20 protein-coding genes are annotated in these 20,591 nt (G+C 65.4%); 9 read left to right on the top strand and 11 right to left on the bottom strand.

Features of this window, described 5'->3' with window-relative positions:
* The first annotated feature begins 28 nt into the window (after nt 1–28).
* The 4 genes from erpA to HGK58_RS08520 all read left to right on the top strand — a co-directional run bounded on the left by erpA (nt 29) and on the right by HGK58_RS08520 (nt 3,644).
* Nucleotides 29–382, top strand: coding sequence for an iron-sulfur cluster insertion protein ErpA (gene erpA / locus HGK58_RS08505; RefSeq protein WP_168627159.1), 354 nt, complete (start codon nt 29–31; stop codon nt 380–382).
* A gap of 188 nt (nt 383–570) precedes the next feature.
* On the top strand, nt 571–1,455 hold the full coding sequence (gene coxB / locus HGK58_RS08510; RefSeq protein ID WP_168627160.1) for a cytochrome c oxidase subunit II: 885 nt from the start codon (nt 571–573) through the stop codon (nt 1,453–1,455).
* A gap of 12 nt (nt 1,456–1,467) precedes the next feature.
* The gene (ctaD, locus tag HGK58_RS08515) at nt 1,468–3,216 is read left to right on the top strand and encodes a cytochrome c oxidase subunit I (protein ID WP_168627161.1); all 1,749 of its coding nucleotides are present in this window, start codon (nt 1,468–1,470) and stop codon (nt 3,214–3,216) included.
* 5 nt (nt 3,217–3,221) lie between these two features.
* Nucleotides 3,222–3,644 carry a cytochrome c oxidase subunit 4 gene (locus HGK58_RS08520; RefSeq protein WP_168627162.1) on the top strand — a complete coding sequence of 141 codons (423 nt, stop codon included), beginning with the start codon at nt 3,222–3,224 and terminating at the stop codon, nt 3,642–3,644.
* A gap of 77 nt (nt 3,645–3,721) precedes the next feature.
* On the opposite strand, the gene HGK58_RS08525 is transcribed toward HGK58_RS08520, so the two are convergent.
* The 5 genes from HGK58_RS08525 to HGK58_RS08545 all read right to left on the bottom strand — a co-directional run bounded on the left by HGK58_RS08525 (nt 3,722) and on the right by HGK58_RS08545 (nt 8,729).
* Nucleotides 3,722–4,303 carry a dihydrofolate reductase family protein gene (locus HGK58_RS08525; RefSeq protein ID WP_168627163.1) on the bottom strand — a complete coding sequence of 194 codons (582 nt, stop codon included), beginning with the start codon at nt 4,301–4,303 and terminating at the stop codon, nt 3,722–3,724.
* A gap of 217 nt (nt 4,304–4,520) precedes the next feature.
* Nucleotides 4,521–6,086: a cytochrome bc complex cytochrome b subunit gene (locus HGK58_RS08530; RefSeq protein WP_227411942.1), complete on the bottom strand. Its 1,566-nt coding sequence runs from the start codon at nt 6,084–6,086 to the stop codon at nt 4,521–4,523.
* A gap of 65 nt (nt 6,087–6,151) precedes the next feature.
* Nucleotides 6,152–7,222 carry a Rieske 2Fe-2S domain-containing protein gene (locus tag HGK58_RS08535; RefSeq protein ID WP_168627165.1) on the bottom strand — a complete coding sequence of 357 codons (1,071 nt, stop codon included), beginning with the start codon at nt 7,220–7,222 and terminating at the stop codon, nt 6,152–6,154.
* A 39-nt stretch (nt 7,223–7,261) separates the two neighbouring features.
* Nucleotides 7,262–8,071, bottom strand: coding sequence for a cytochrome c (locus HGK58_RS08540; protein ID WP_168627166.1), 810 nt, complete (start codon nt 8,069–8,071; stop codon nt 7,262–7,264).
* Between the two features lie 19 nt (nt 8,072–8,090).
* Entirely contained in the window at nt 8,091–8,729 is a 639-nt protein-coding gene (locus HGK58_RS08545) for a heme-copper oxidase subunit III (protein WP_168627167.1), read from the bottom strand.
* A 72-nt stretch (nt 8,730–8,801) separates the two neighbouring features.
* On the opposite strand from HGK58_RS08545, the gene trpD reads away from it, so the two are divergent.
* Nucleotides 8,802–9,854, top strand: a complete 1,053-nt coding sequence (trpD, locus tag HGK58_RS08550) for an anthranilate phosphoribosyltransferase (protein ID WP_168627168.1) — start codon at nt 8,802–8,804, stop codon at nt 9,852–9,854.
* 4 nt (nt 9,855–9,858) lie between these two features.
* Here the strand turns inward: trpD and glpK are convergent, their stop codons facing one another.
* Entirely contained in the window at nt 9,859–11,340 is a 1,482-nt protein-coding gene (gene glpK, locus HGK58_RS08555; RefSeq protein ID WP_168627169.1) for a glycerol kinase GlpK, read from the bottom strand.
* Nucleotides 11,337–12,614 carry an alpha-hydroxy-acid oxidizing protein gene (locus HGK58_RS08560; protein ID WP_168627170.1) on the bottom strand — a complete coding sequence of 426 codons (1,278 nt, stop codon included), beginning with the start codon at nt 12,612–12,614 and terminating at the stop codon, nt 11,337–11,339. The genes glpK and HGK58_RS08560 overlap by 4 nt, the downstream gene beginning before the upstream one ends.
* A gap of 137 nt (nt 12,615–12,751) precedes the next feature.
* Here HGK58_RS08560 and HGK58_RS08565 point away from each other — a divergent pair, with 137 nt between their 5' ends.
* Nucleotides 12,752–13,045, top strand: a complete 294-nt coding sequence (locus HGK58_RS08565; RefSeq protein WP_168627171.1) for a hypothetical protein — start codon at nt 12,752–12,754, stop codon at nt 13,043–13,045.
* Nucleotides 13,046–13,097: 52 nt separating this feature from the next.
* On the opposite strand, the gene HGK58_RS08570 is transcribed toward HGK58_RS08565, so the two are convergent.
* The gene (locus HGK58_RS08570) at nt 13,098–14,183 is read right to left on the bottom strand and encodes a crosslink repair DNA glycosylase YcaQ family protein (protein ID WP_168627172.1); all 1,086 of its coding nucleotides are present in this window, start codon (nt 14,181–14,183) and stop codon (nt 13,098–13,100) included.
* 121 nt (nt 14,184–14,304) lie between these two features.
* On the opposite strand from HGK58_RS08570, the gene HGK58_RS08575 reads away from it, so the two are divergent.
* Both HGK58_RS08575 and HGK58_RS08580 read left to right on the top strand, forming a co-directional pair.
* A complete protein-coding gene (locus HGK58_RS08575) occupies nt 14,305–14,628 on the top strand; it encodes a YciI family protein (protein ID WP_168627173.1) in 324 nt (107 codons plus the stop codon).
* Entirely contained in the window at nt 14,625–15,860 is a 1,236-nt protein-coding gene (locus HGK58_RS08580) for an RNA polymerase sigma factor (RefSeq protein ID WP_168627174.1), read from the top strand. The genes HGK58_RS08575 and HGK58_RS08580 overlap by 4 nt, the downstream gene beginning before the upstream one ends.
* 18 nt (nt 15,861–15,878) lie before the next feature.
* Here HGK58_RS08580 and HGK58_RS08585 read toward each other — a convergent pair whose 3' ends face one another.
* Nucleotides 15,879–16,313: a VOC family protein gene (locus HGK58_RS08585; RefSeq protein ID WP_168627175.1), complete on the bottom strand. Its 435-nt coding sequence runs from the start codon at nt 16,311–16,313 to the stop codon at nt 15,879–15,881.
* Between the two features lie 44 nt (nt 16,314–16,357).
* The gene (gene erm / locus HGK58_RS08590) at nt 16,358–17,122 is read right to left on the bottom strand and encodes a 23S ribosomal RNA methyltransferase Erm (RefSeq protein WP_168627176.1); all 765 of its coding nucleotides are present in this window, start codon (nt 17,120–17,122) and stop codon (nt 16,358–16,360) included.
* Nucleotides 17,123–17,577: 455 nt separating this feature from the next.
* Here erm and HGK58_RS08595 point away from each other — a divergent pair, with 455 nt between their 5' ends.
* Nucleotides 17,578–18,090 (top strand): hypothetical protein, encoded by a 513-nt coding sequence (locus tag HGK58_RS08595; protein WP_168627177.1) that lies wholly within the window; start codon nt 17,578–17,580, stop codon nt 18,088–18,090.
* A gap of 116 nt (nt 18,091–18,206) precedes the next feature.
* On the opposite strand, the gene HGK58_RS08600 is transcribed toward HGK58_RS08595, so the two are convergent.
* On the bottom strand, nt 18,207–20,588 hold the full coding sequence (locus tag HGK58_RS08600; protein ID WP_168627178.1) for an excinuclease ABC subunit UvrA: 2,382 nt from the start codon (nt 20,586–20,588) through the stop codon (nt 18,207–18,209).
* Nucleotides 20,589–20,591 lie beyond the last annotated feature (3 nt).

Here is a 20,591-nt window from a genome sequence, read left to right on the forward strand (position 1 = left end):
AGCAGATTTCCTAGTAGGGGAGCAGTAGATGACTGACGTAACGCTGACCGAGTCCACCCACAGTGTCGGCCTCACCGACGCCGCGGCCGCCAAGGTGCGTGCGCTCACCGAGCAGGAGGGTCGTGACGACCTGCGCCTGCGCGTCGCGGTGCAGCCGGGCGGCTGCTCCGGCCTGATCTACCAGCTCTACTTCGACGAGCGGCTCCTGGACGGCGACGCGACACACGACTTCGACGGCGTCGAGGTCGTGGTGGACAAGATGAGTGCTCCGTACCTCGAGGGCGCGACCATCGACTTCGAGGACACCATCCAGAAGCAGGGCTTCACGATCGACAACCCGAACGCGGCCGGCAGCTGCGCGTGCGGCGACTCGTTCAGCTAGACACTTGCCACGTAAGGGAGTCGGATGCCACGCATCCGGCTCCCTTCGTCGTTAACCCGCGCGACCAGGAGCGCAACTCGCCCGGCGGTGCCCGGTGGACAACAGTGGGCGCGCCATTCGGAGTAGGCTTGCGGCAGGTCGAATAGACTCCTTTGTTGTACGTCCGCAGACATTCCGAGAGGTTCCAGGTGCGCTCTAAAGCCCGTCTTCGTTGGATTGCCATTCCGGTAGCGGCGGCGATTGCTCTCGTCGTAGCCGGGTGCACTCCGCAGCAGCTCCGGGGGTATATGCCTGGTGAACCAGGCATCACCAACCACACCGATGGAATCACCGGCCTATGGGTGACTTCCTGGATCGTGTTGCTGCTCGTCGGGCTCGCCGTGTGGGGCCTCATCATCTGGAGCATGGTCGTGTACCGCCGACGCAAGGGGCAGGTCGGCCTTCCGGTTCAGCTGCGCTACAACATGCCGATCGAGTTCTTCTACACGATCGTGCCGTTCATCCTCATCATCGGCTTCTTCGCCTTCACCGCGCGTGAGCAGGCCAGCATCGAGCAGCCGATCGAGAACCCCGACGTGCAGATCGAGGTCCACGGCAAGCAGTGGTCGTGGGACTTCAACTACCTGAACGAGGGACCCGGCGGCGAGGGCGTCTACTACCAGGGCATTCAGGCCCAGCAGACGGACGAGAGCCCGTTCATCGACTACGACGCGCTGCCCACCCTCGTGCTGCCGGTCGGTCAGACCGTCGAGATCATCCTCGAGAGCCGCGACGTCATCCACTCCTTCTGGGTACCTGACTTCCTTTACAAAAAGGACATGATTCCCGGCAAGAGCAACCACATGTACTTCATTCCTGAGAAGGAAGGAACGTACATGGGCAAGTGCGCCGAGCTGTGCGGCGAGTTCCACTCGCTCATGCTCTTCCAGGTGGAGGTCGTCTCCGCAGACGAGTACGAGGACTACATCCAGTCACTGGCGGATGCCGGCTTCACCGGCACGATCGGCCAGGACCTTGACAGGAACCAGAACCAGCCGGGCCGTGACGCTCCGGCCATCCGGGAAAACGAGTAGGACAACGAAGAAATGACTACCACTTCGACGGCAACCCGCACCACGGTTGGCGGCTCCTCAACGGGAACAGACTTCACCGCTTCCAAGGTCGGGACCAAGGGCGACAAGATTCTTGGTTGGATCACCACCACCGACCACAAGCGCATCGGCTCGCTGTACCTGGTCACCTCCTTCATCTACTTCTGCCTCGGCGGAGTGATGGCGCTGGTCATCCGCGCTCAGCTGTTCCAGCCGGGCCTGGAGATCCTGCAGACCAAGGAGCAGTACAACCAGCTCTTCACGATGCACGGCACGATCATGCTGCTGATGTTCGCGACGCCGCTGTTCTTCGGCTTCGCGAACTGGATCATGCCGCTCCAGATCGGCGCGCCGGATGTCGCGTTCCCGCGGCTGAACGCGTTGTCCTACTGGTTCTTCAGCTGGGGAAGCCTCATCGCAGTCGCCGGATTCCTCACCCCGCAGGGTGCGGCATCCTTCGGCTGGTTCGCCTACGCCCCGCTGTCATCGACGACCTTCTCTCCGGGAGTCGGCGGTAACCTGTGGGTCCTTGGCCTCGGGCTCAGCGGCTTCGGAACCATCCTCGGCGCGGTGAACTTCATCACCACGATCATCACGATGCGCGCGCCCGGTATGACCATGTGGCGCATGCCGATCTTCACCTGGAACACCCTCATCACCTCGTTGCTCGTGCTGATGGCTTTCCCGCCGCTTGCTGCCGCGCTCATGGGTCTGGCGATGGACCGCGTGCTGAATGGACACATCTACAACGTCGACGCCGGCGGTGCGCTGCTCTGGCAGCACCTGTTCTGGTTCTTCGGGCACCCAGAGGTGTACATCATCGCGCTGCCGTTCTTCGGCATCGTCTCCGAGGTCTTCCCGGTGTTCAGCCGCAAGCCGATCTTCGGCTACAAGACCCTGGTCTACGCGACTGTCGCCATCGCTGCGCTGTCGATTACCGTGTGGGCTCACCACATGTACGTGACCGGCTCGGTGCTGCTGCCGTTCTTCGCCTTGATGACCATGCTCATCGCCATCCCGACCGGCGTGAAGATCTTCAACTGGATCGGCACGATGTGGCGAGGATCAGTGACGTTCGAGAGCGCCATGCTCTGGGCGATCGGCTTCCTCGTGACGTTCACCTTTGGTGGCCTCACCGGCGTCATCCTCGCGAGCCCGCCGCTGGACTTCCACGTCTCGGACACCTACTTCGTCGTGGCGCACTTCCACTACGTCGTGTTCGGAACCGTGGTGTTCGCGATGTTCTCCGGCTTCTACTTCTGGTGGCCGAAGTGGACCGGCCGGATGCTCAACGAGCGGCTCGGCAAGATCCACTTCTGGTTGCTGTTCGTCGGCTTCCACGCGACCTTCCTCATCCAGCACTGGCTCGGCGTCATGGGCATGCCCCGTCGTTACGCCACCTACCAGCCTGAGGACGGCTACGCCTGGATGAACCAACTGTCGACGGTGGGCGCGATGCTGCTCGGCATCTCGATGATCCCGTTCCTGTACAACGTGTTCATCACCGCGCGTCGCGCACCGCTCGTCACGGTGAACGACCCGTGGGGCTACGGCCGCTCTCTCGAGTGGGCGACCTCGTCGCCACCGCCGCGGCACAACTTCACGTCGATCCCGCGCATCCGTTCCGAGTCCCCGGCGTTCGACCTCAACCACCCCGAAGCGGGCATTCCGGTTGGCATCGGGCCGCTCAAGGACGCCCCGGATGCCCCTGTGATCGACGCCTCTGACGAGAAAGTGAAGTAGGGCACGTGAAGACCAATATCGTCCTGTTCTGGGTACTCGCCGTCTTCTTCGTGGCCGTCGGGATCACCTACGCGGTGTGGAGCCTGCTTGACCCCTTCCACGGGACTATCGAGTGGGTAGGCACTCTCGCGCTGTTCCTGTCTGCCGCCCTCTTCGGGCTGGTGGCGTTCTACCTGGGTAAGACCTACAAGGCGCAGGGCGCCGAACTGCCGGAGGACCGTCCCGAGTCCACTGTCGATGACGGTGACCCTGAGGTCGGCTTCTTCAGCCCGTGGAGCTGGTGGCCGGTCACGCTGGGTACTGCGGCAGCGACGGTGTTCCTGGGGATCGCCGTTGGCACCTGGATCGTTCTCATCGGCTTCGCGCTGGCGATCGTTGCGATCGTTGGCTGGACGTTCGAGTACTACCGGGGCTACTTCGGTCGCTGACGCAACAACGTCTTAGATCGGGGACGGACCTTTCGGGTCCGTCCCCGATCTGCCTTAACCCCGCTTCCCCCTTGGTGTCAACGGCGCACCCGATAGCGCAGGTGAAGCACCCGGTTGCCCTGAATCACCACGTCAGGTCCCTCCAACAGGTGCTGCGCGTGGACCGACCCGAAGTAGCGCTTGCCAGACCCGAACACGACGGGTACGACGTCCATGCGCACCTCGTCGACAAGCCCCGCGGCAAGCACCTGGCCACCGACGTCGCCGGCGGCGACCTCGACGATGCGGTCACCCGCGAGCTCCTGCGCCTTGGCCACGGCTGCTTCGACGCCGTCGACGAAGTGAAACGGCGCCTCGGGGTCCCAGCCCGCGGGTCTAGGCCGGTGCGTCACGACGACCACGTGGTCGACTCCGCCTGGAGGCTTCCCGTCCCAGCCGTCCGTCATATCGAAGACGTGGCGGCCGGCGATTGTCGCCCCGATCTGGTCCCAGTACGGCCGGGTGTAGTCGTAGGACGCTTGTGACACCTTCAACACGCCGCTCTCGTCCAACGGCACGTCACCGCTGAGCAACCAGTCGAACAGCGGGCCGGGCTGGTCGTTGTCGTCCGCGATGAAGCCGTCCACTGACACCGAGCTGTACATGACTACTGTGCCCATGAAAGCTCCTCTGCTTGGGGGATGCCCTCAGGTTAGAGTTTCGCCCCGAGTGCACCCTGCATTGTGAAGAGTCTCATTTGGGCCGCTTTGAGACCCCTCGCACCCAGCGTTCGAGGGGAGTCGAGAGCGGGTCTCGGCGACCGCCGAAACGAACACCACCCCACAACGCAAAACGGCCGCATCCCCAAGAGGATGCGGCCGTTCCGTCGTTTACTGCTTAGTGGTGGCCATCCGACTCGATCTCCCGGCGGGTGACCGGGGAGATGCGGTCCTCGAAGAACCAGCGCGAGAGGATCGCACGCACCCGCTGAACCGGCGAGATCTTTCCACGCGCGTTCGGGCGGAGCATGAGCGGCTTGTAGTCGACGTAGTCGACCAGGCGCCAGCGGTCGTACTCGTTGAGGGGCTGGTGCACCTCGATGTACTCGCCGCCGGGGAGCCGCACGATGCGTCCCGATTCGTAGCCGTGCAGCGCGATCTCGCGGTCCTTCTTCTGCAGCGCGATGCAAATGCGCTTCGTCATCCAGTAGGCGAAGATCGGGCCGAGGATGATCAGCGCCTGCAACGCGTGGGTCACCCACTCGATGGACAACATGAAGTGTGTGGCGATGAGGTCGGAACTCGCGGCGGCCCACATGACGCCGTAGAAGACCACACCCGCAGCTCCGATCGCGGTGCGAACCGGGGCGTTGCGCGGACGCTCTGCCATGTGGTGCTCGCGCTTGTCGCCGGTGATCCACGCCTCGAGGAAGGGGTAGACCGCGACGGCCAGCAGGAACAGGCCGAGGATCGCAGCCGGAATCAGGATGCTGAGCGTGACGGTGAAGCCCCACAGCTCGAACTCCCAGCCCGGCGGAATCAGTCGCAGCGCACCATCGGCGAATCCGATGTACCAGTCAGGCTGAGTACCGGCGGAAACGGGGGAGGGGTCGTACGGTCCGTAGTTCCAGATCGGGTTGACCGTGAACGTCGACGAGATCAGCACGATGACGCCGAACACCACGAAGAAGAACCCACCGGCCTTCGCGGCGAACAGCGGCATGACCGGAACGCCCACGACGTTGTCGTTCGTGCGGCCGGGGCCGGCGAAGTGGGTGTGCTTGTTGATGACCATCAGCAGCAGGTGCAGACCCAGTGCCGCGATGAGCAGGGCCGGCAGCAGCATGATGTGCAGTACGAACAGGCGCGGCACGATCACGGTGCCCGGGAACTCTCCGCCGAAGAGCAGGTACGAGATCCAGGTTCCGACGATCGGGAAGCCCTTGACCATTCCGTCGATGATGCGGAGGCCGTTGCCCGAGAGCAGGTCATCCGGCAGCGAGTAGCCGGTGAAGCCCTCAGCCATCGCGAGGATGAACAGCACGAAGCCGATCACCCAGTTGAGCTCACGCGGCTTGCGGAAGGCGCCGGTGAAGAACACTCTCAGCATGTGCAGCCCGATCGAGGCCACGAACAGCAGCGCCGACCAGTGGTGGACCTGGCGCATGAGCAGGCCACCACGGATGTCGAAGGTGATGTCGAGCGTCGAGGCGTAGGCCGCCGACATCTCGATGCCCTTCAGCGGCACGAACGAGCCCTCGTAGGTCACGTGGCTCATCGACGGGTCGAAGAAGAAGGTCAGGAACGTGCCGGAGAGAAGGATCGCGATGAAGCTGTACAGCGCGACCTCGCCGAGCATGAATGACCAGTGGTTGGGGAAGACCTTGCGGCCGAGTTCCCTGACGATGCCCGAGATGCTCGTGCGCTCGTCCAGGTAGTTCGCGGCAGCCCCAGTGAAGCGCATGCCCGGGCCGGGCGGGGTGGTGTTCGCGCTTGGCTCTGTAACTGTAGCTGTGCCAGCGGCGGTGCTCATAGTGAACGCTCCCAGAAGCTAGGGCCGACAGGTTCGGTGAAGTCGCTACGGGCGACGAGGTAGCCCTCGGCATCCACCGTGATCGGAAGTTGGGGAAGAGGACGCTTGGCGGGTCCGAAGATGACCGCTGCTTCCTGGGTGATGTCGAACTGCGACTGGTGGCAGGGGCACAGCAGGTGGTGCGTGTGCTGTTCGTACAGTGCCACCGGGCATCCGACGTGGGTGCAGATCTTGGAATAGGCGACGATGCCGTCGTAGTTCCAGTCCTCACGGCCGGCGGAGACGTTCAGGTCCTCGGGCTTGAGGCGCATGAGGAGCACCGCGGCCTTGGCCTTCTCTTCGAGCGGGTGCTCCGCGTCGGCCAGGTTGTCCGGGATCACGTGGAAGACGCTGCCGAGGGTGACTTCGGATGCCTTGATCGGCGTTCCGGACGGGTCCTTGGCGAGGCGAATGCCCTTGTCCCACAGCGTGGTCTTGAGGAGCGGTACCGGGTCAGCGGCGGGCGCGAGGTCGCGGAACAGCACGACCGCGGGCAGCGGCGAGAGCGCTAGCGCTCCGATCAGCGTGTTGCGGATCAGCTTGCGGCGGTTGAAGCCGGACTCCTGGTTTCCGAGGGTGAACACGTTCGCTGCGATCGCGCGCGTCTCCTCAGTGCCACGGGTACCGTGGCGGGCCTCAGTCATCTCGACATACGTCATCAGGTTCTTCGCCCAGTGGATCGCGCCAATACCGATCGGAATCAGCGCGAGTGCGATGCCCAGCCCGACGAAAAGGTTGTTGAGGCGAGTCGAGTTGAGGTCGCCAGGCTCGATCGGAACAACGATGTAGGCGACGATCGCCATCACGGTGCCGACGATGGAGAGCGCGAACATACCCGCAACGACGCGCTCGGCTTCCTTTTCCTTCTTCGGGTCGAGGTCGGTCACTCGATCGCTGTGCGGCGGAAGTCCGGGGTTCTCAAAGGCGTCAGGTGCGATGACGGCCGTGCCGGGGGAGACTTCACGTCCCGGGCTCTTCACGAGCTCCGAGCCGGCAGCGGCGCCTGTGTCGCCGTCATGCTGAGCCATTTGTTTCCCTTCGATTTCTTGCTGTGGAAAAGTGTGCGACTAGTTGGGGCGTGCGGTGATCCAGATGGCCACACCGACGATCGCACCCAGCCCGAAGATCCAGATGAAGAGGCCTTCAGCGACCGGCCCGAGGCTTCCGAGGTCGAAGCCGCCAACGGAGGGGTTGTTCTCCAGGAACTGCAGATACGCGATGACGTCTGCCTTGTCCTGGGGAGTGAGGTTCATGTCGTTGAACACCGGCATGTTCTGCGGGCCGGTGACCATCGCTTCGTACACGTGGCGGGGCTCGACGCCTAGCAGTCCGGGAGCGAACTTGCCCTCGGTCAGCGCGCCACCGGCACCGGCGACGTTGTGGCACATTGCGCAGTTGATGCGGAACAACTCGCCACCGACGCTGGGGTCGCCGCCCTCCAGAGCGGCGTCACTCGGAACCTCCGGGCCCGGCGCGAGCGAGGCGACCCATGCCGCGACGGCGTCGATCTGCTCCTGCGTGAACTGCGGCGGCTTCTGCTGCCCCTGCGGTCCGTTCATGGCGAGCGGCATGCGGCCGGTTGCCATCTGGAAGTCGACGGATGCCGCGCCGACGCCGTACAGGCTGGGGCCGACATCCGTTCCGGTTGCCTCAAGACCGTGGCAGCTGGCGCAGTTCGCTGCGAACAGCTTCTGGCCCTCTTCTGCGGTCGCCTGAGTGATTGCGGTCGGCGTCTCGGCGGCGGCCGTGCTCGAGAACAGGGCGTAGCCGCCTCCAGTCGTCAGCAGGCCGATCGCGATGAGCGCGACCGTCGCGAGAGGGCTGCGGCGACCGGTGGCCCGCTTCTCAGGCACGTCGGTCGAAGAAGAGTTGCGCATTGACACGTCTTTCCGGTTGCTATTTGAGGACGTAGATGACAAGGAACAGGCCGATCCAGACGACGTCGACGAAGTGCCAGTAGTAGGACACTGCGATCGCGCTCACTGCCTCTCGGTGGGTGAAGTTCTTGGCGGCGAAGGCCCTTCCGATGACCAGGAGGAAGGCGATGAGGCCGCCGATCACGTGCAGACCGTGAAAGCCGGTGGTGATGTAGAAGGCCGAGCCGTACGAGTTCGAGCTGATGCTGACGTGCTCGCTGACGAGCTTCGCGTACTCGAAGATCTGGCCGGTGACGAAGACAGCACCCATGGCGTAGGTCAGGAAGAACCACTCGACCATGCCCCACTGCGTCGGCTTCCAGCCGGTTGCGCGCGCCTGCAGCCGCTCCGCCGCGAACACGCCGAACTGACACGTGAACGAGGAGGCGACGAGGATCAGGGTGTTGACGGTCGAATACGGCACATCGAGTACGGCGGTCTCCGATGCCCACAGATCCGGTGCAGTGGATCGAAGCGTGAAGTACATCGCGAAGAGGCCGGCGAAGAACATGACTTCGCTGCCGAGCCACACGATGGTTCCGACGGAAACCGTATTGGGACGGTTGACCGCGGGAACGCCGATGCTGTGCGAGAGAGAGGTGCTGGTCACGTGAACCATTATGGCCGATATCGGAGTGCTCGGTGCGACTCCGACAGGCCGTATGCAGGCAAAAGCGTAGGATCGTTAGCCATGACCTCCTCCGCCTCCTGGCCCTCGATCCTGACCACGCTGCTCGAACGCGAGGATCTTTCGATTTCTGAGGCGACCTGGGCGATGCGCCGGATCATGCACGGGGAGGCGACGGATGCGCAGATCGCCGGCTTCCTGCTTGCCCTGCGCTCGAAGGGGGAGACGGTCAACGAGATCGTCGGTTTCCGCGACGCGGTGCTGGAGAACGCGCTGCCGCTGCCGGTGAACCCGATGGCCGTTGACATCGTCGGAACCGGCGGAGACCGGGTCGGGACGGTCAACATCTCGACGATGGCATCGGTGGTGGTTGCCGCATCCGGCGTCCCGGTGATCAAGCACGGGAACCGTGCGGCCAGTTCGGCATCCGGCGCGTCGGACGTGCTTGGAGCGCTCGGTATCCCACTCGACATGCACGAGACGCGTGTCGCAGAGGTGCTCGACGAGACGGGGATCACCTTCGCGTACGCGTCGCACTTCCATCCCGGCTTCCGGCACGCGGCGAAGGTGCGCGGTGAGCTTGCCGTGCCGACCGTGTTCAACTTCCTTGGGCCGCTGTGCAACCCGGCGCGAGCCGAGGCCAACGCTCTCGGCGTGGCCAACCTGAAGCTCGTGCCGCTGTTCGTCGGCGTGTTCCAGACGCGTGGTGCGACCGCGCTCGTCTTCCGTGGCGATGACGGGCTGGATGAGCTCACGACGACCGGGCACTCGCACATCTGGGAAGTCACCCGCGGTGCCGTCACAGAGCACGACCTGAACCCGGTTGACCTGGGGTTGCCGATCGTCGAGCTGGCCGAGCTGATCGGCGGCGACCCGGAGCACAACGCGCGCATCGCGCGTGAGACGCTGTCGGGCGCGACCGGGCCGGTGCGCGACATCGTGCTGCTCAATGCGGCCGCTGGCCTGGTGGCATTCGACCTCGCAAATGACCCGGCGCAGGCGCTGCTGCCGATCGTCGAGCGTTTCCGCGCACGCATGGCCACGGCGGCCGAGACCATCGACTCTGGGGCAGCGATCGCGAAGCTCGACCAGTGGGTGGAGGCGGCGAACCGCTGATCTCCTATTCCCAGTCGAGGGTGCGCTGCACCGCCTTCTGCCACTTGGCGTAGCGCGCCGCGCGCTCGTCTTCTGGCATTGACGGCTCCCACCGGCGGTCCTCGTGCCAGTTGCCGCGCAGCTCAGCCAGCCCGGACCAGAACCCGGTCGCGAGCCCGGCCGCGTAGGCAGCGCCGAGCGCCGTCGTCTCGGTGACCACAGGGCGGATCACCGGCACGTTCAGGATGTCGGCCTGGAACTGCATCAGCAGCTCGTTGACGACCATCCCGCCGTCCACCTTCAGCTTTGAGGCGGGAACACCGGTGTCGGCGGTGACGGCGTCGATCACTTCCCTGGTCTGGAAGGCGGTCGCCTCCAGCACCGCCCGGGCGATGTGCCCCTTGTTCACGAACCGGGTGAGTCCGACCAGGGCGCCACGGGCATCCGGGCGCCAGTGCGGCGCAAACAGCCCGGAGAACGCCGGAACGAAGTAGGCGCCGCCGTTGTCGTCCACGGTTCGCGCGAGCGGTTCGATGTCGTCAGAACTGCCGATGAGCCCGAGGTTGTCGCGCAGCCACTGCACGAGCGAGCCGGTGACCGCGATCGAGCCCTCGAGCGCATACCGCGGCTCGGCGGCCTCGAGCTGGTAGGCGACGGTGGTGATGAGGCCGTTGCGCGAGGCGACCGGTTCGGTCCCGGTGCCCACGATCAAGAAGTTGCCGGTGCCGTAGGTGTTCTTCGCCTCGCCCGCCTCGAACGCGGTCTGCCCGAACGTGGCCGCCTGCTGGTCACCGAGGATGCCCATGATCGGCACCTCGCGCAGCAGGCTCTCGCCGCCGGCGACGCCGAACGAGCCGGACGACGGCCGGATCTCCGGCAGGAGCGACCGCGGCACGCCGAGAAGAGCGAGCAGCTCGTCGTCCCACTCCAGGGTGCGCAGATCCATGAGCAGGGTGCGGGATGCGTTGGTGACGTCGGTGAGGTGCTCGCCGCCCGTGAGGTTCCACACCAGCCAACTGTCGATGGTGCCGAAGGCGAGTTCGCCGGCCTCGGCCCGTGCGCGCGCTCCGTCCACGTTGTCAAGCAACCAGGCGATCTTGGTCCCGGAGAAGTACGTGCTGACCGGCAGGCCGGTCCGCTCACGGAACAGCCCCGCATCCGGCCCGAGACGGTCGACGATCGCCTGCGTGCGGGTGTCCTGCCAGACGATCGCGGGAGCGATCGGGCGACCCGTGGCGCGATCCCAGATCACCGTCGTCTCACGCTGGTTGGTGATGCCGATGGCGGCGATGCGCAGCCGGGTCGTGTTGGCGCGGGCGAGCACCTGCGCGATCACCTCGCGCGTGTTGTCCCAGATCTCGATGGGGTCGTGCTCCACCCAGCCGGCGCGCGGGAGCAGCTGTCGGTGTTCCTTCGCGGCGTTGGCGACGATCAGCCCGTCGTGACCGAACAGGATGGCGCGCGTGCTCGTCGTGCCCTGGTCGATGGCGATGACGTAGTCGCTCATGCCGCCGCCAAGACGTCGCGATTCAGCTCCGCGACCGAGGTGTGACCGGAGAGCCCAAGCGCGAGATCGAATTCGGCGATGATGTTGCGCAGCACTTCCCGCGCGCCGGCAGCGCCGCCGATCGCGAGACCGTACACGTAGGGTCGGCCGACGAGCACAGCGCTGGCGCCGAGGGCAAGCGCCTTCAGCACGTCGCTTCCGGTGCGGATGCCGCTGTCGAACAGCACCGGAACGCGCCCGGCGATCCGGTCGACGATGTCCGGCAGCGCCGCAGCCGATCCGATCGCGCCGTCGAGCTGACGGCCTCCGTGATTGGAGACGATGATGCCGTCGACGCCGGCGTCGAGAGCCTTCTCGGCGTCATCCGGATGCTGGAGGCCCTTCACAACGATCGGCAGGTCGGTGTGCTCGCGAACGAACGCGAGGTCGGGCCAGGTGAGCGAGGAGCGGGAGAACACGTCCAGGAAGGTCTCGACGGCTGCCCGCGGTTCCGCGCTGCGCAGGTTGTCGCGGAACCGGCCGGGGTAGCGGCGGGTCATGTCGATGAGCGTCCGAATCGCCGCGCGCGTCACCTTCGGCCTCGGGCCGGCGGGTTGCGACGCTCGCTTGCGCACGAGTTCACGAAATACCGGGTCGCTCGTGTACTGCGCGATGCCCATGCCGTGGATGAACGGCAGGTACGCCAGATCGAGGTCGCGTGGCCGCCAGCCGAGCATGTGCGTGTCCAGGGTGACGACGATGGCCTGAGCGCCGGATGCCTCGGCGCGTCGCACGAGGCTGGCAACCAAGTCGTCGGAGCTGCTCCAGTACAGCTGGAACCAGTGCGGCGCGTCGCCCGTGGCCGCCGCGGTGTCCTCCATGGGCACCGAGGCCTGGTTCGAGAACACAAACGGGACCCGCAGCTCTGCGCACGCTCGCGCGGCCTCGAGGTCTCCGTTCTTGTGGGCGAGCTCGAGCACTCCGACCGGTGCGGCCAGCACGGGTGTGTCGTAGCGGTGCCCGAACAGCTCGATGGACAGGTCGCGGTGGGAGACGTCTCGCAGCATCCGGGGCACGATCTGCCAGCGGTCGAGAGCCGCGCGGTTGGCGGCGGTCGTCCACTCAGTGCCGCTCGAACCGGCGATATACGCCCAGGCTGCGGGGGAGAGGGCCTTCTCCGCGGCCCGCTCAAGCGTCTGCGCCGAGGCGGGCGTGATGGGTCTGAGTCCGGTCGCACCATTCCGATAGACGATCGTCTGAACCCTGCGGCCATAACCCGGGACGGTGTGCGACATTGAAGATCCCTCCGAGCCCAACTGTAACGGTCAGGCTCGGGGGAGCGATCTCTCCGCGAACAACGCGCCTGCCCGCCCGGAGTGAAAGTCTGCTGACAGCCCACTCCGCGGCGGTGAGCGCGGCGTACCCTGACCTTATGAAGAAGGTAGATAGCGCGAAGGGCCGCCGGTCTTACGCAACGCCCTTCAACTGGCTCGACAACAAGTTGGAGCGCTTCGTCTCCCCACAGTTGGGACCGTGGGAAGAGTCGGCGCCCTCCGAGGCGACCTGCCCGGTGTGCGGTCACGATATGGCCGAACACGTGGTGGACCGTTCCAAGGAGAACCAGGTTCTGCACTGCCCCGCGCCACCGCTCGCCAACTACGAGCGTGACCCGGATGCGCCGCTCAACGAGCTGGGAATGCCGAAGCACAAGACGGAGCAGCTCTAGAGAACGGCGGTGCGGATGCCGTCACGGCGGCATCCGTTGGTACGACCTGCGGTTAGGGGTTGTGGCGCTCGACTCCCAGCCACGCGGCGAGATCGTCAAGCTCCGCCTGTACCGCTGCAGCCGTGTCGGTATCGAACGGCACGTCCTCGTGGATCGCACGAACGGTGAGCTTCTTTCCCTTGCGGTCGACGACGGCGTCGACCTTCCCGACAAGGCGGTCGTCGTGCAGGATCGGCAGTGCGAAGTAGCCCCACTTGCGTTTCCCCTCTGGCTTGTACATCTCCAGCTGGTAATCGAACTCGAACAGGTGCCCGGCACGAGCGCGGTCGTAGCTGAGCCGGTCGAAGGGGGAGAGGAGCGCTGTCCGTCCCTCGAACGGCTGCCCGAGCAGGGTCGGGTCGACCCGCCAGGTGCCCTTGACCCCATCGACGACGGCCTCTTCGCCCGCGTCCTCCACGTACACCTGCTCGATGGCCTGCTCGGTGGCGGACGCGCGTGCGATGCCGAGCGCGGCGAGCCGGCGGGAATTGCGGATGCGACGGGCCTCGTCCGGGGGAAGCGGTACAACATCCGCGGGGTAGACCCGTTCGGCGAGGTCCCAGAAGCGTTCGCGCCCATCACGCCGGGAGATCGCGATCTCGCCACGGCGGAGCAGCAACTCGAGCATCTGGGTGACGTTGCGGTTGTTGGACCATCCGGTCGACTGCCATGACACCTGGCTGGTGTCCGGGATGTCGCGCGACTTGAGTGGTCCCTCGGCGCGCAGCCGATCGAGGATGTCGGTGCGGAAGCGATCGTTGGCAGCCAGCCATTCGCGCCCGCGTGCAGAATGCGGCACATCGGCCATGGAGGCGAGGAAGAGCGGCAGATCGTCCATTGGGCGGATCATGGCGTCAAGTTCGAAGAGTGTGCGATCGTGCTCCAGGGCCCGAGAGAGATCGGCGGGGCGATAGGCGCTGCCGAGTCGTGTCCACGCGACGAGGTCGGCCGCCGGCGCGATCGCCGCAGTGGGGTCGACCTGCAGGAGCGTCAGGTGCTTGACGGTTGACAGCAGGTCGGCCGGACGCCCAGCGGTCAGCAGCTGCGCTCGGACAGCGATGCGTCGGGCCTCGGTGCGGTCGAGTTGGTGCTGCGCCATGGCGCCGACACTACCGACCGGCGCCGATAAATCTGGCGTTTGGTGTCGGATTCAGGCGAGAGTGTTCGTAGAGGAGGTAAACGGCCGTTCAGTGGCCAGACCTCAAAGGAGTTGACACACCGTGAAGTACATGGTTTCCGTGATCGATGACAGGACCGCATCCGGCACCTCGGACGAGATGGTTGCCATCGATGCCTTCAACGAACGAGTTGTGGCAGATGGCCACTGGGTTCTCGCCGGTGGCCTCGCGTCACCGAGCGCCTCGACCGTCATCGACGGGCGAGGGGAGGAGCCGGTGTTCACCGACGGGCCGTTCCTCGAGTCGAAGGAGCACATCGCGGGCTTCTGGATCTTCGAGGCCCCCGATCTCGAAACGGCGCTGGAACTCGCAGTCGACGGATCAAAGGCCTGCAACCGGCGGGTTGAGGTGCGACCGTTCCTGTGATCAGCGCCACAGATGCGATCAGCCGTGCCCACCAAGAGGAGTGGGGCCGGCTGGTCGCCATGCTGGCCCGACGCTTCGGCGATCTCGACATCGCCGAGGAGTCGGTGGCTGAAGCGTTCGCAATCGCCGCGGAGCGCTGGCCGGGGGGCGGTGTGCCGCCCAACCCTGGCGGGTGGCTGACGACCACGGCCAACCGCAAGGCGATCGATCGCATCCGCCGAGAGAGCAAGCGCATCGACAGGCAGCACGAGGCTCAGTTGATGCAGGACGCCACCGAGGCCGAGCAGGCTGGCGCGATCGAGGATGAGCGGCTCCGGTTGATCTTCACGTGCTGCCATCCCGCGCTGGCGATGGAGGCCAGGGTGGCGTTGACACTCCGGTTGATCGGCGGGCTGAGCGTCGCCGAGATCGCCCGTGCCTTTCTGGTGTCGGAGGTCGCGATGGGGCAGCGGATCACCCGGGCCAAGGCCAAGATCCGGGCCGCCCGGATCCCATACGGGGTGCCGACGGGCGAGGATCTGCCGCGGCGGGTGTCCGGTGTTCTGGCTGTCCTCTTCCTGATCTTCAACGAGGGCTATCTGGCCACCAGCGCCGATGCCGATCCCATCCGGAGCGAGCTGACTGCCGAGGCCATTCGGCTGAATCGGGTGCTGTGCTCCCTCATGCCGGATGACGGCGAGGCTGTCGGGCTGCTGGCGCTGATGCTCCTGACCGAATCGCGGCGCCGCGCGCGGGTCTCGGCCAGCGGGGAGCTCGTGCCGCTTGACCAGCAGGACCGGGGATCCTGGGATGCGGAACTCATCGCCGAGGGCCATGGTCTTGTGCGGCAATGCCTCGCATCCGGAGCGGCTCCCGGTCGCTATCAGCTGTTGGCGGCCATCAACGCCGTGCATACCTCGGCTCGCGACTTTCGCGACACCGACTGGTCGCAGGTGGTGGCCCTGTACGACCAGCTCGCACGCCTCGACCCGTCTTCGATCGTCGCGCTGAACCGCGCCATCGCGGTTGCCGAGGTCGACGGCCCGGATGTTGCGCTCGCGACGGTGGACCAGCTTGAGGAAAAGTTGAGAGACTATCACGCGTTCCATGCCACGCGTGCGGAGTTGCTTCGACGTGTCGGTCGCAGCAGGGACGCACGAGAGGCATATGACAAAGCCGTCGAACTGGCGGGCAACACGGCGGAAGTCGCGTACCTGACCCGCCGCCGAGACCAGCTGGGGGAGCGGGACTAGGGGAGAGGTCGGGCAGGGTCACTGGAGGCAGAATTCGTTCCCTTCCGGATCCTGCATCTGGTAGTAGTACTCCGGCCACGGGCCCCAGGTCTGTTCGATGCGGCGGACAACCGTTGCCCCGAGCGCGACGAGTCGATCCTTCTCGCCGTCGATTCTCGAGTGGTCGGATGGGGCAGCATCCGGGTCCCGGCCCACGTTGACATCCAGGTGAATTCGGTTTCGACCTTGCTTGACACTGTCAGCGTGATGGAAGAAGAACCTGGGGCCCTTGCCTTCCGGGTCCTCGGCGAGTGCCCTGGAGGCGAGGTCGGCCTCCGTCAGTCCTGAGTCCAGGAGCTGCTGTCTCAGTGGGTCTTCCCAGTCCAGCTTGGGGTAACCGAACACCTCGGCCCAGAAGTGGGCGAGCGATCTGGGATCGTTCGCGTACATGGTGATGTTTCCGAGCGTGACCACTGCTGCCTCCCGGCGTCATGGGCGGTTGGTGCTTGCCGCCGAGACTACAACCGCCCGAGGTCGGCCCACAGTGATGCCCACTGGGCAGGGGAGAGGTCGCGAGGCAGGCTGCCGGCGCGAATGCGCGTTCGGTCGATCGCTCGCTGAACTGTTTTGGCGTCACGCCGTGAAGCGCCTTGGATGATGCGGGGGAGCGTGCCACCGGATCCGGTGAACACCGCGCGGACGAAGGTCTCGTACCCGCGCCGTTCCTTGGCCGGGACGAGAGGCGACTGGCGCCGCGTGATGCGGAGCAGGCCTCCGTCGACAGTGGGTCGGGGTGTGAAGCACCAGGCGGGGATTCGACCGTGCAGCTCGAACTCGAACCACGGAGCCGACTGCGCCGACATCATCGTGCGCCCGCCGACACCAGCTCGCTTGCGGGCGACCTCCCATTGCGTCAACAGCACCGCGTGATGCCAGGCGGTGTCATCGAGCAGGCGTCGCAGGATGGGCGTTGTCAGGTGGAAGGGGATGTTTCCCACGACGACCGGAGCGTCGAGCGGGTAGCGCAAGGCGTCGGCGTGCTCGATCCGCACCTGAGGCAGGGTGCGCCGCAATCGACGAACCCGGTGTTCATCGATTTCGATGGCCGTCAACGGGCGTCCCAGTGCGGCGATAGTGCGCGTGAGCGCGCCGTCGCCTGCGCCGATCTCGAGAATTGGACCGCTGGTATCCGCCACGAGAGCGGCGATCCGATGGATGGTGGGTTGGTGGTTCAGAAAGTTCTGGCCGAGTTCGTGTCGGCCGCCGTGCAATGAACGAGGCATGAGCGCGCTCCAAAAGAGTGTGTTGGAGCACCCCGACGGCAGGGCGAAATGGGTACGCGAAAGCTGCCTGTCCGAGGTGCAGGTGACATCTCGGAGGACGGCGCGTTATGCGTGCGAGAGCGAGCGCGCCGTCAGGCGCGGCGGTCGCGGAAAGTGTAGAAGCGCGCCATCGCGGGCGCGGAAAGTATCATCCCCATGGACACGACCGTAGCATCAGTCAGGTTTGCTGGCCAACGCCGTCGGTGACGCCACGCATCCCGTCAACACCAGAACTGCGCCAAGAACCCCTAACGCGCGTATCCGCATGCGAGGAGTCTGGCAGACCCGTGGGGAGCGGTGCAGAATCTCAAACTGACATAATCGACATTATCGGAGACTAAGGACGTTGCCCGAGAGGGGTCTTCTGCCGGGCCCTGGGTCTCTGACAGAGTGTTGCGCAGTCGAGAGGATTCCGCGTGTCCGATACGAGCGACAGCACAACGCTGAGCGTCACCTCGAGCACACTGCCAGGTGCCGACCTGCTTGCACTCGTGCGCCGGCTGATCGTCGCGGCCATCATCGCCGCTGTCGTCTATTCGGCATTGATGTCTGGAAGCAAGGGTGGCTGTCCGGGCATCGTCCCCGTATCCGGCGGTCGCACCGGATCGTTCGAGTCGACGGTGGACGTGGTGCGGTCGTGCGTGAACCTGTCGCTCCGTCCCAGCCCGCTTGTGTACATCGCGCTCGCGCTGATCGTCGTGTGGGCCATCGGCGCTGTCTTGCGAAAGGCACACGACGAGCAGGAAGCGACGCGCATCTTGGAGCGAGCGGTCGTCATCGTCAATGTGGTCGCGCTCGGGTCTGTCCTGATCAGTCAGGTGTGGTTCTGGCTGATCCCGCTCGACAACTGGGTCGGCGGCGGAACATTCTTCTACCCGTTCCCATTCGGCGTGGTCGATCTCGAGATCTCACCCATGACGACCAGGTGATCATCGCTCAATTCAGCACGCTCATCCCACCATCTCGCATCGAGTTGCCCACTTCGGCCCCAAAACGGTGCCGGGAATGGGGCGAAAGTGGGCAACTCGAGGCTATGAGAGCGCTGTCAGGCGCCGACGTACGCCGCCAGGTGCTTGCCAGTGAGAGTCGAGCGGCCGGCGACAAGGTCAGCCGGTGGCCCTTCGAACACAATCCGACCACCGTCGTGACCGGCGCCCGGTCCGAGGTCGATGATCCAGTCGGCGTGCGCCATGACTGCCTGGTGGTGCTCGATCACGATGACCGATTTGCCCGAGTCCACCAGCCGGTCGAGCAATCCTAGAAGCTGTTTGACATCGGCGAGGTGCAGGCCGGTGGTCGGCTCGTCGAGCACGTAGACGTCGCCCTTCTCCCCCATCTGGCTGGCGAGCTTCAGCCGCTGCCGCTCGCCACCGGACAGGGTCGTCAGCGGCTGCCCGAGTGACAGGTAGCCGAGTCCGACATCCGCCAGCCGGGTCAGGATTTTGTGTGCTGCGGGCGTCCGCGCATCACCCTCGCTGAAGAACTCCTCAGCTTCGATGACCGGCATCGCCAGCACCTCGGCGATGTTCCGGCCGCCAAGCGTGTACTCGAGCACCGAGGCCTGGAATCGCTTCCCGCCGCACTCCTCACACGTGGATTCCACCGTCGCCATGACGCCAAGGTCGGTGTAGATGACACCAGCGCCGTTGCAGGTCGGGCAGGCACCCTGCGAGTTGGAGCTGAACAGCGACGCCTTGACGCCGTTCGCCTTCGCGAAGGCCGTCCGGATCGGGTCGAGCAGCCCGGTGTAGGTCGCCGGGTTGCTCCGTCGTGATCCGCGAATCGCGCCCTGGTCGATCACCACCACGCCGTCACGCCCGGCGACGGAGCCGGTGATCAGCGAGCTCTTCCCCGAGCCCGCGACGCCGGTAAGCACGCACAGCACGCCGAGCGGGATGTCCACATCGACGTTCTGCAGGTTGTTGGTCGTTGCCCCGCGAACCTTGAGCGCGCCGGATGCCGAGCGCACCGAGTCCTTGAGCGTCGCCCGGTCGTCGAGATGGCGCCCGGTGATGGTGTCACTCCCCCGCAGCCCGTCCACGGTGCCCTCGAAGCACACCGCGCCGCCGGAGGAACCGGCGCCGGGACCGAGGTCGATGACGTGGTCGCCAATGGCGATGGTCTCTGGCTTGTGCTCGACCACGAGCACCGTGTTGCCCTTGTCGCGCAGCTGCAGCAGCAGTGCGTTCATCCGCTCGATGTCGTGCGGATGCAGTCCGATGGTCGGCTCGTCGAAGACATAGGTGACGTCGGTGAGCGACGAGCCGAGATGACGAATCATCTTGGTGCGCTGCGCCTCTCCCCCGGACAGCGTGCCCGCCGGTCGGTCGAGCGAGAGGTAGCCCAAGCCGATCTCGGTGAACGAGTCGAGCAGGTGCCGCAGTCCGCTCAGCAGCGGCGCAACCGACGGCTCGTCCAGCTCGCGCACCCACTGGGCGAGGTCGCTGATCTGCATCGCGCAGACATCGCCGATGTTCTTCCCCTTGATCTTCGACGACCGAGCCTGCGGGCTCAGGCGGGTGCCATCGCAGTCTGGGCAGGTGGTGAAGGTTACGGCCCGCTCGACGAAGGCGCGGATGTGCGGCTGCATCGCGTCGACATCCTTCGACAGCATCGACTTCTGGATCTTCGGGATCACACCCTCGTAGGTGAGGTTGACGCCCTCGACCTTGACCTTGACAGGTTCGCTGTAGAGCAGCTTGTGCAGGTCCTTCTTGTTGTACTGCCCGATCGGCTTGTCCAGGTCCAGCCCGGCGCCGCTGAAGATGCGCCCGTACCAGCCGTCCATGCTGTAGCCGGGCACCGTGAGCGCGCCCTCGCTGAGTGACTTCGTCTCGTCGTACAGCGCCGCGAGGTTGAAGTCGTTGACCGAGCCCATGCCCTCGCAGCGCGGGCACATGCCGCCGAGCTGGTGGAAGGTGGCCTTCTCGGCCTTCGTCTTGCCGCCGCGCTCCACCGTGATGGCGCCGCTCGCGGTCACCGACGGGACGTTGAACGAATAGGCGTTCGGTGAGCCGATCTGCGGATCACCCAGCCTGCTGAACAGGATGCGCAGCAGCGCGTTGGCGTCGGTGGCCGTACCGACCGTTGAACGCGGGTTGGCGCCCATCCGCTCCTGATCGACGATGATCGCCGTGGTCAGCCCTTGGAGCAGATCCACCTCGGGGCGCGACAGCGTCGGCATGAAGCCCTGCACGAACGCGCTGTAGGTCTCGTTGATCATCCGCTGCGACTCCGCGGCGATGGTCGCGAACACCAGCGAGCTCTTGCCCGAGCCGGAGACCCCGGTGAACACAGTCAACCGTCGCTTCGGTATCTCGACGCTGATGTTCTTGAGGTTGTTCTCCCGCGCACCCTGTACGCGGATCAGGTCGTGGCTGTCGGCCGCGTGCGGTGAGGCCGATGTGGTGTGGGTGGCGATGCTCATTGC

The sequence above is a fragment of the Cryobacterium sp. BB307 genome, assembly GCF_012274275.1.
In the GTDB taxonomy this organism is placed as follows: domain Bacteria; phylum Actinomycetota; class Actinomycetes; order Actinomycetales; family Microbacteriaceae; genus Terrimesophilobacter.

Excerpts from the sequence above, each read along its gene's own strand:
- HGK58_RS08565 (WP_168627171.1), top strand. The coding sequence starts at position 12,752 with ATGAAGAAGGTAGATAGCGCGAAGGGCCGCCGGTCTTACGCAACGCCC.
- ctaD (WP_168627161.1), top strand. The coding sequence starts at position 1,468 with ATGACTACCACTTCGACGGCAACCCGCACCACGGTTGGCGGCTCCTCA.
- HGK58_RS08560 (WP_168627170.1), bottom strand. The coding sequence starts at position 12,614 with ATGTCGCACACCGTCCCGGGTTATGGCCGCAGGGTTCAGACGATCGTC.
- HGK58_RS08525 (WP_168627163.1), bottom strand. The coding sequence starts at position 4,303 with ATGGGCACAGTAGTCATGTACAGCTCGGTGTCAGTGGACGGCTTCATC.
- HGK58_RS08540 (WP_168627166.1), bottom strand. The coding sequence starts at position 8,071 with ATGCGCAACTCTTCTTCGACCGACGTGCCTGAGAAGCGGGCCACCGGT.
- HGK58_RS08530 (WP_227411942.1), bottom strand. The coding sequence starts at position 6,086 with ATGCGCTTCACTGGGGCTGCCGCGAACTACCTGGACGAGCGCACGAGC.
- erpA (WP_168627159.1), top strand. The coding sequence starts at position 29 with ATGACTGACGTAACGCTGACCGAGTCCACCCACAGTGTCGGCCTCACC.
- trpD (WP_168627168.1), top strand. The coding sequence starts at position 8,802 with ATGACCTCCTCCGCCTCCTGGCCCTCGATCCTGACCACGCTGCTCGAA.
- HGK58_RS08600 (WP_168627178.1), bottom strand. The coding sequence starts at position 20,588 with ATGAGCATCGCCACCCACACCACATCGGCCTCACCGCACGCGGCCGAC.
- HGK58_RS08545 (WP_168627167.1), bottom strand. The coding sequence starts at position 8,729 with ATGGTTCACGTGACCAGCACCTCTCTCTCGCACAGCATCGGCGTTCCC.
- HGK58_RS08535 (WP_168627165.1), bottom strand. The coding sequence starts at position 7,222 with ATGGCTCAGCATGACGGCGACACAGGCGCCGCTGCCGGCTCGGAGCTC.
- HGK58_RS08570 (WP_168627172.1), bottom strand. The coding sequence starts at position 14,183 with ATGGCGCAGCACCAACTCGACCGCACCGAGGCCCGACGCATCGCTGTC.
- erm (WP_168627176.1), bottom strand. The coding sequence starts at position 17,122 with ATGCCTCGTTCATTGCACGGCGGCCGACACGAACTCGGCCAGAACTTT.
- glpK (WP_168627169.1), bottom strand. The coding sequence starts at position 11,340 with ATGAGCGACTACGTCATCGCCATCGACCAGGGCACGACGAGCACGCGC.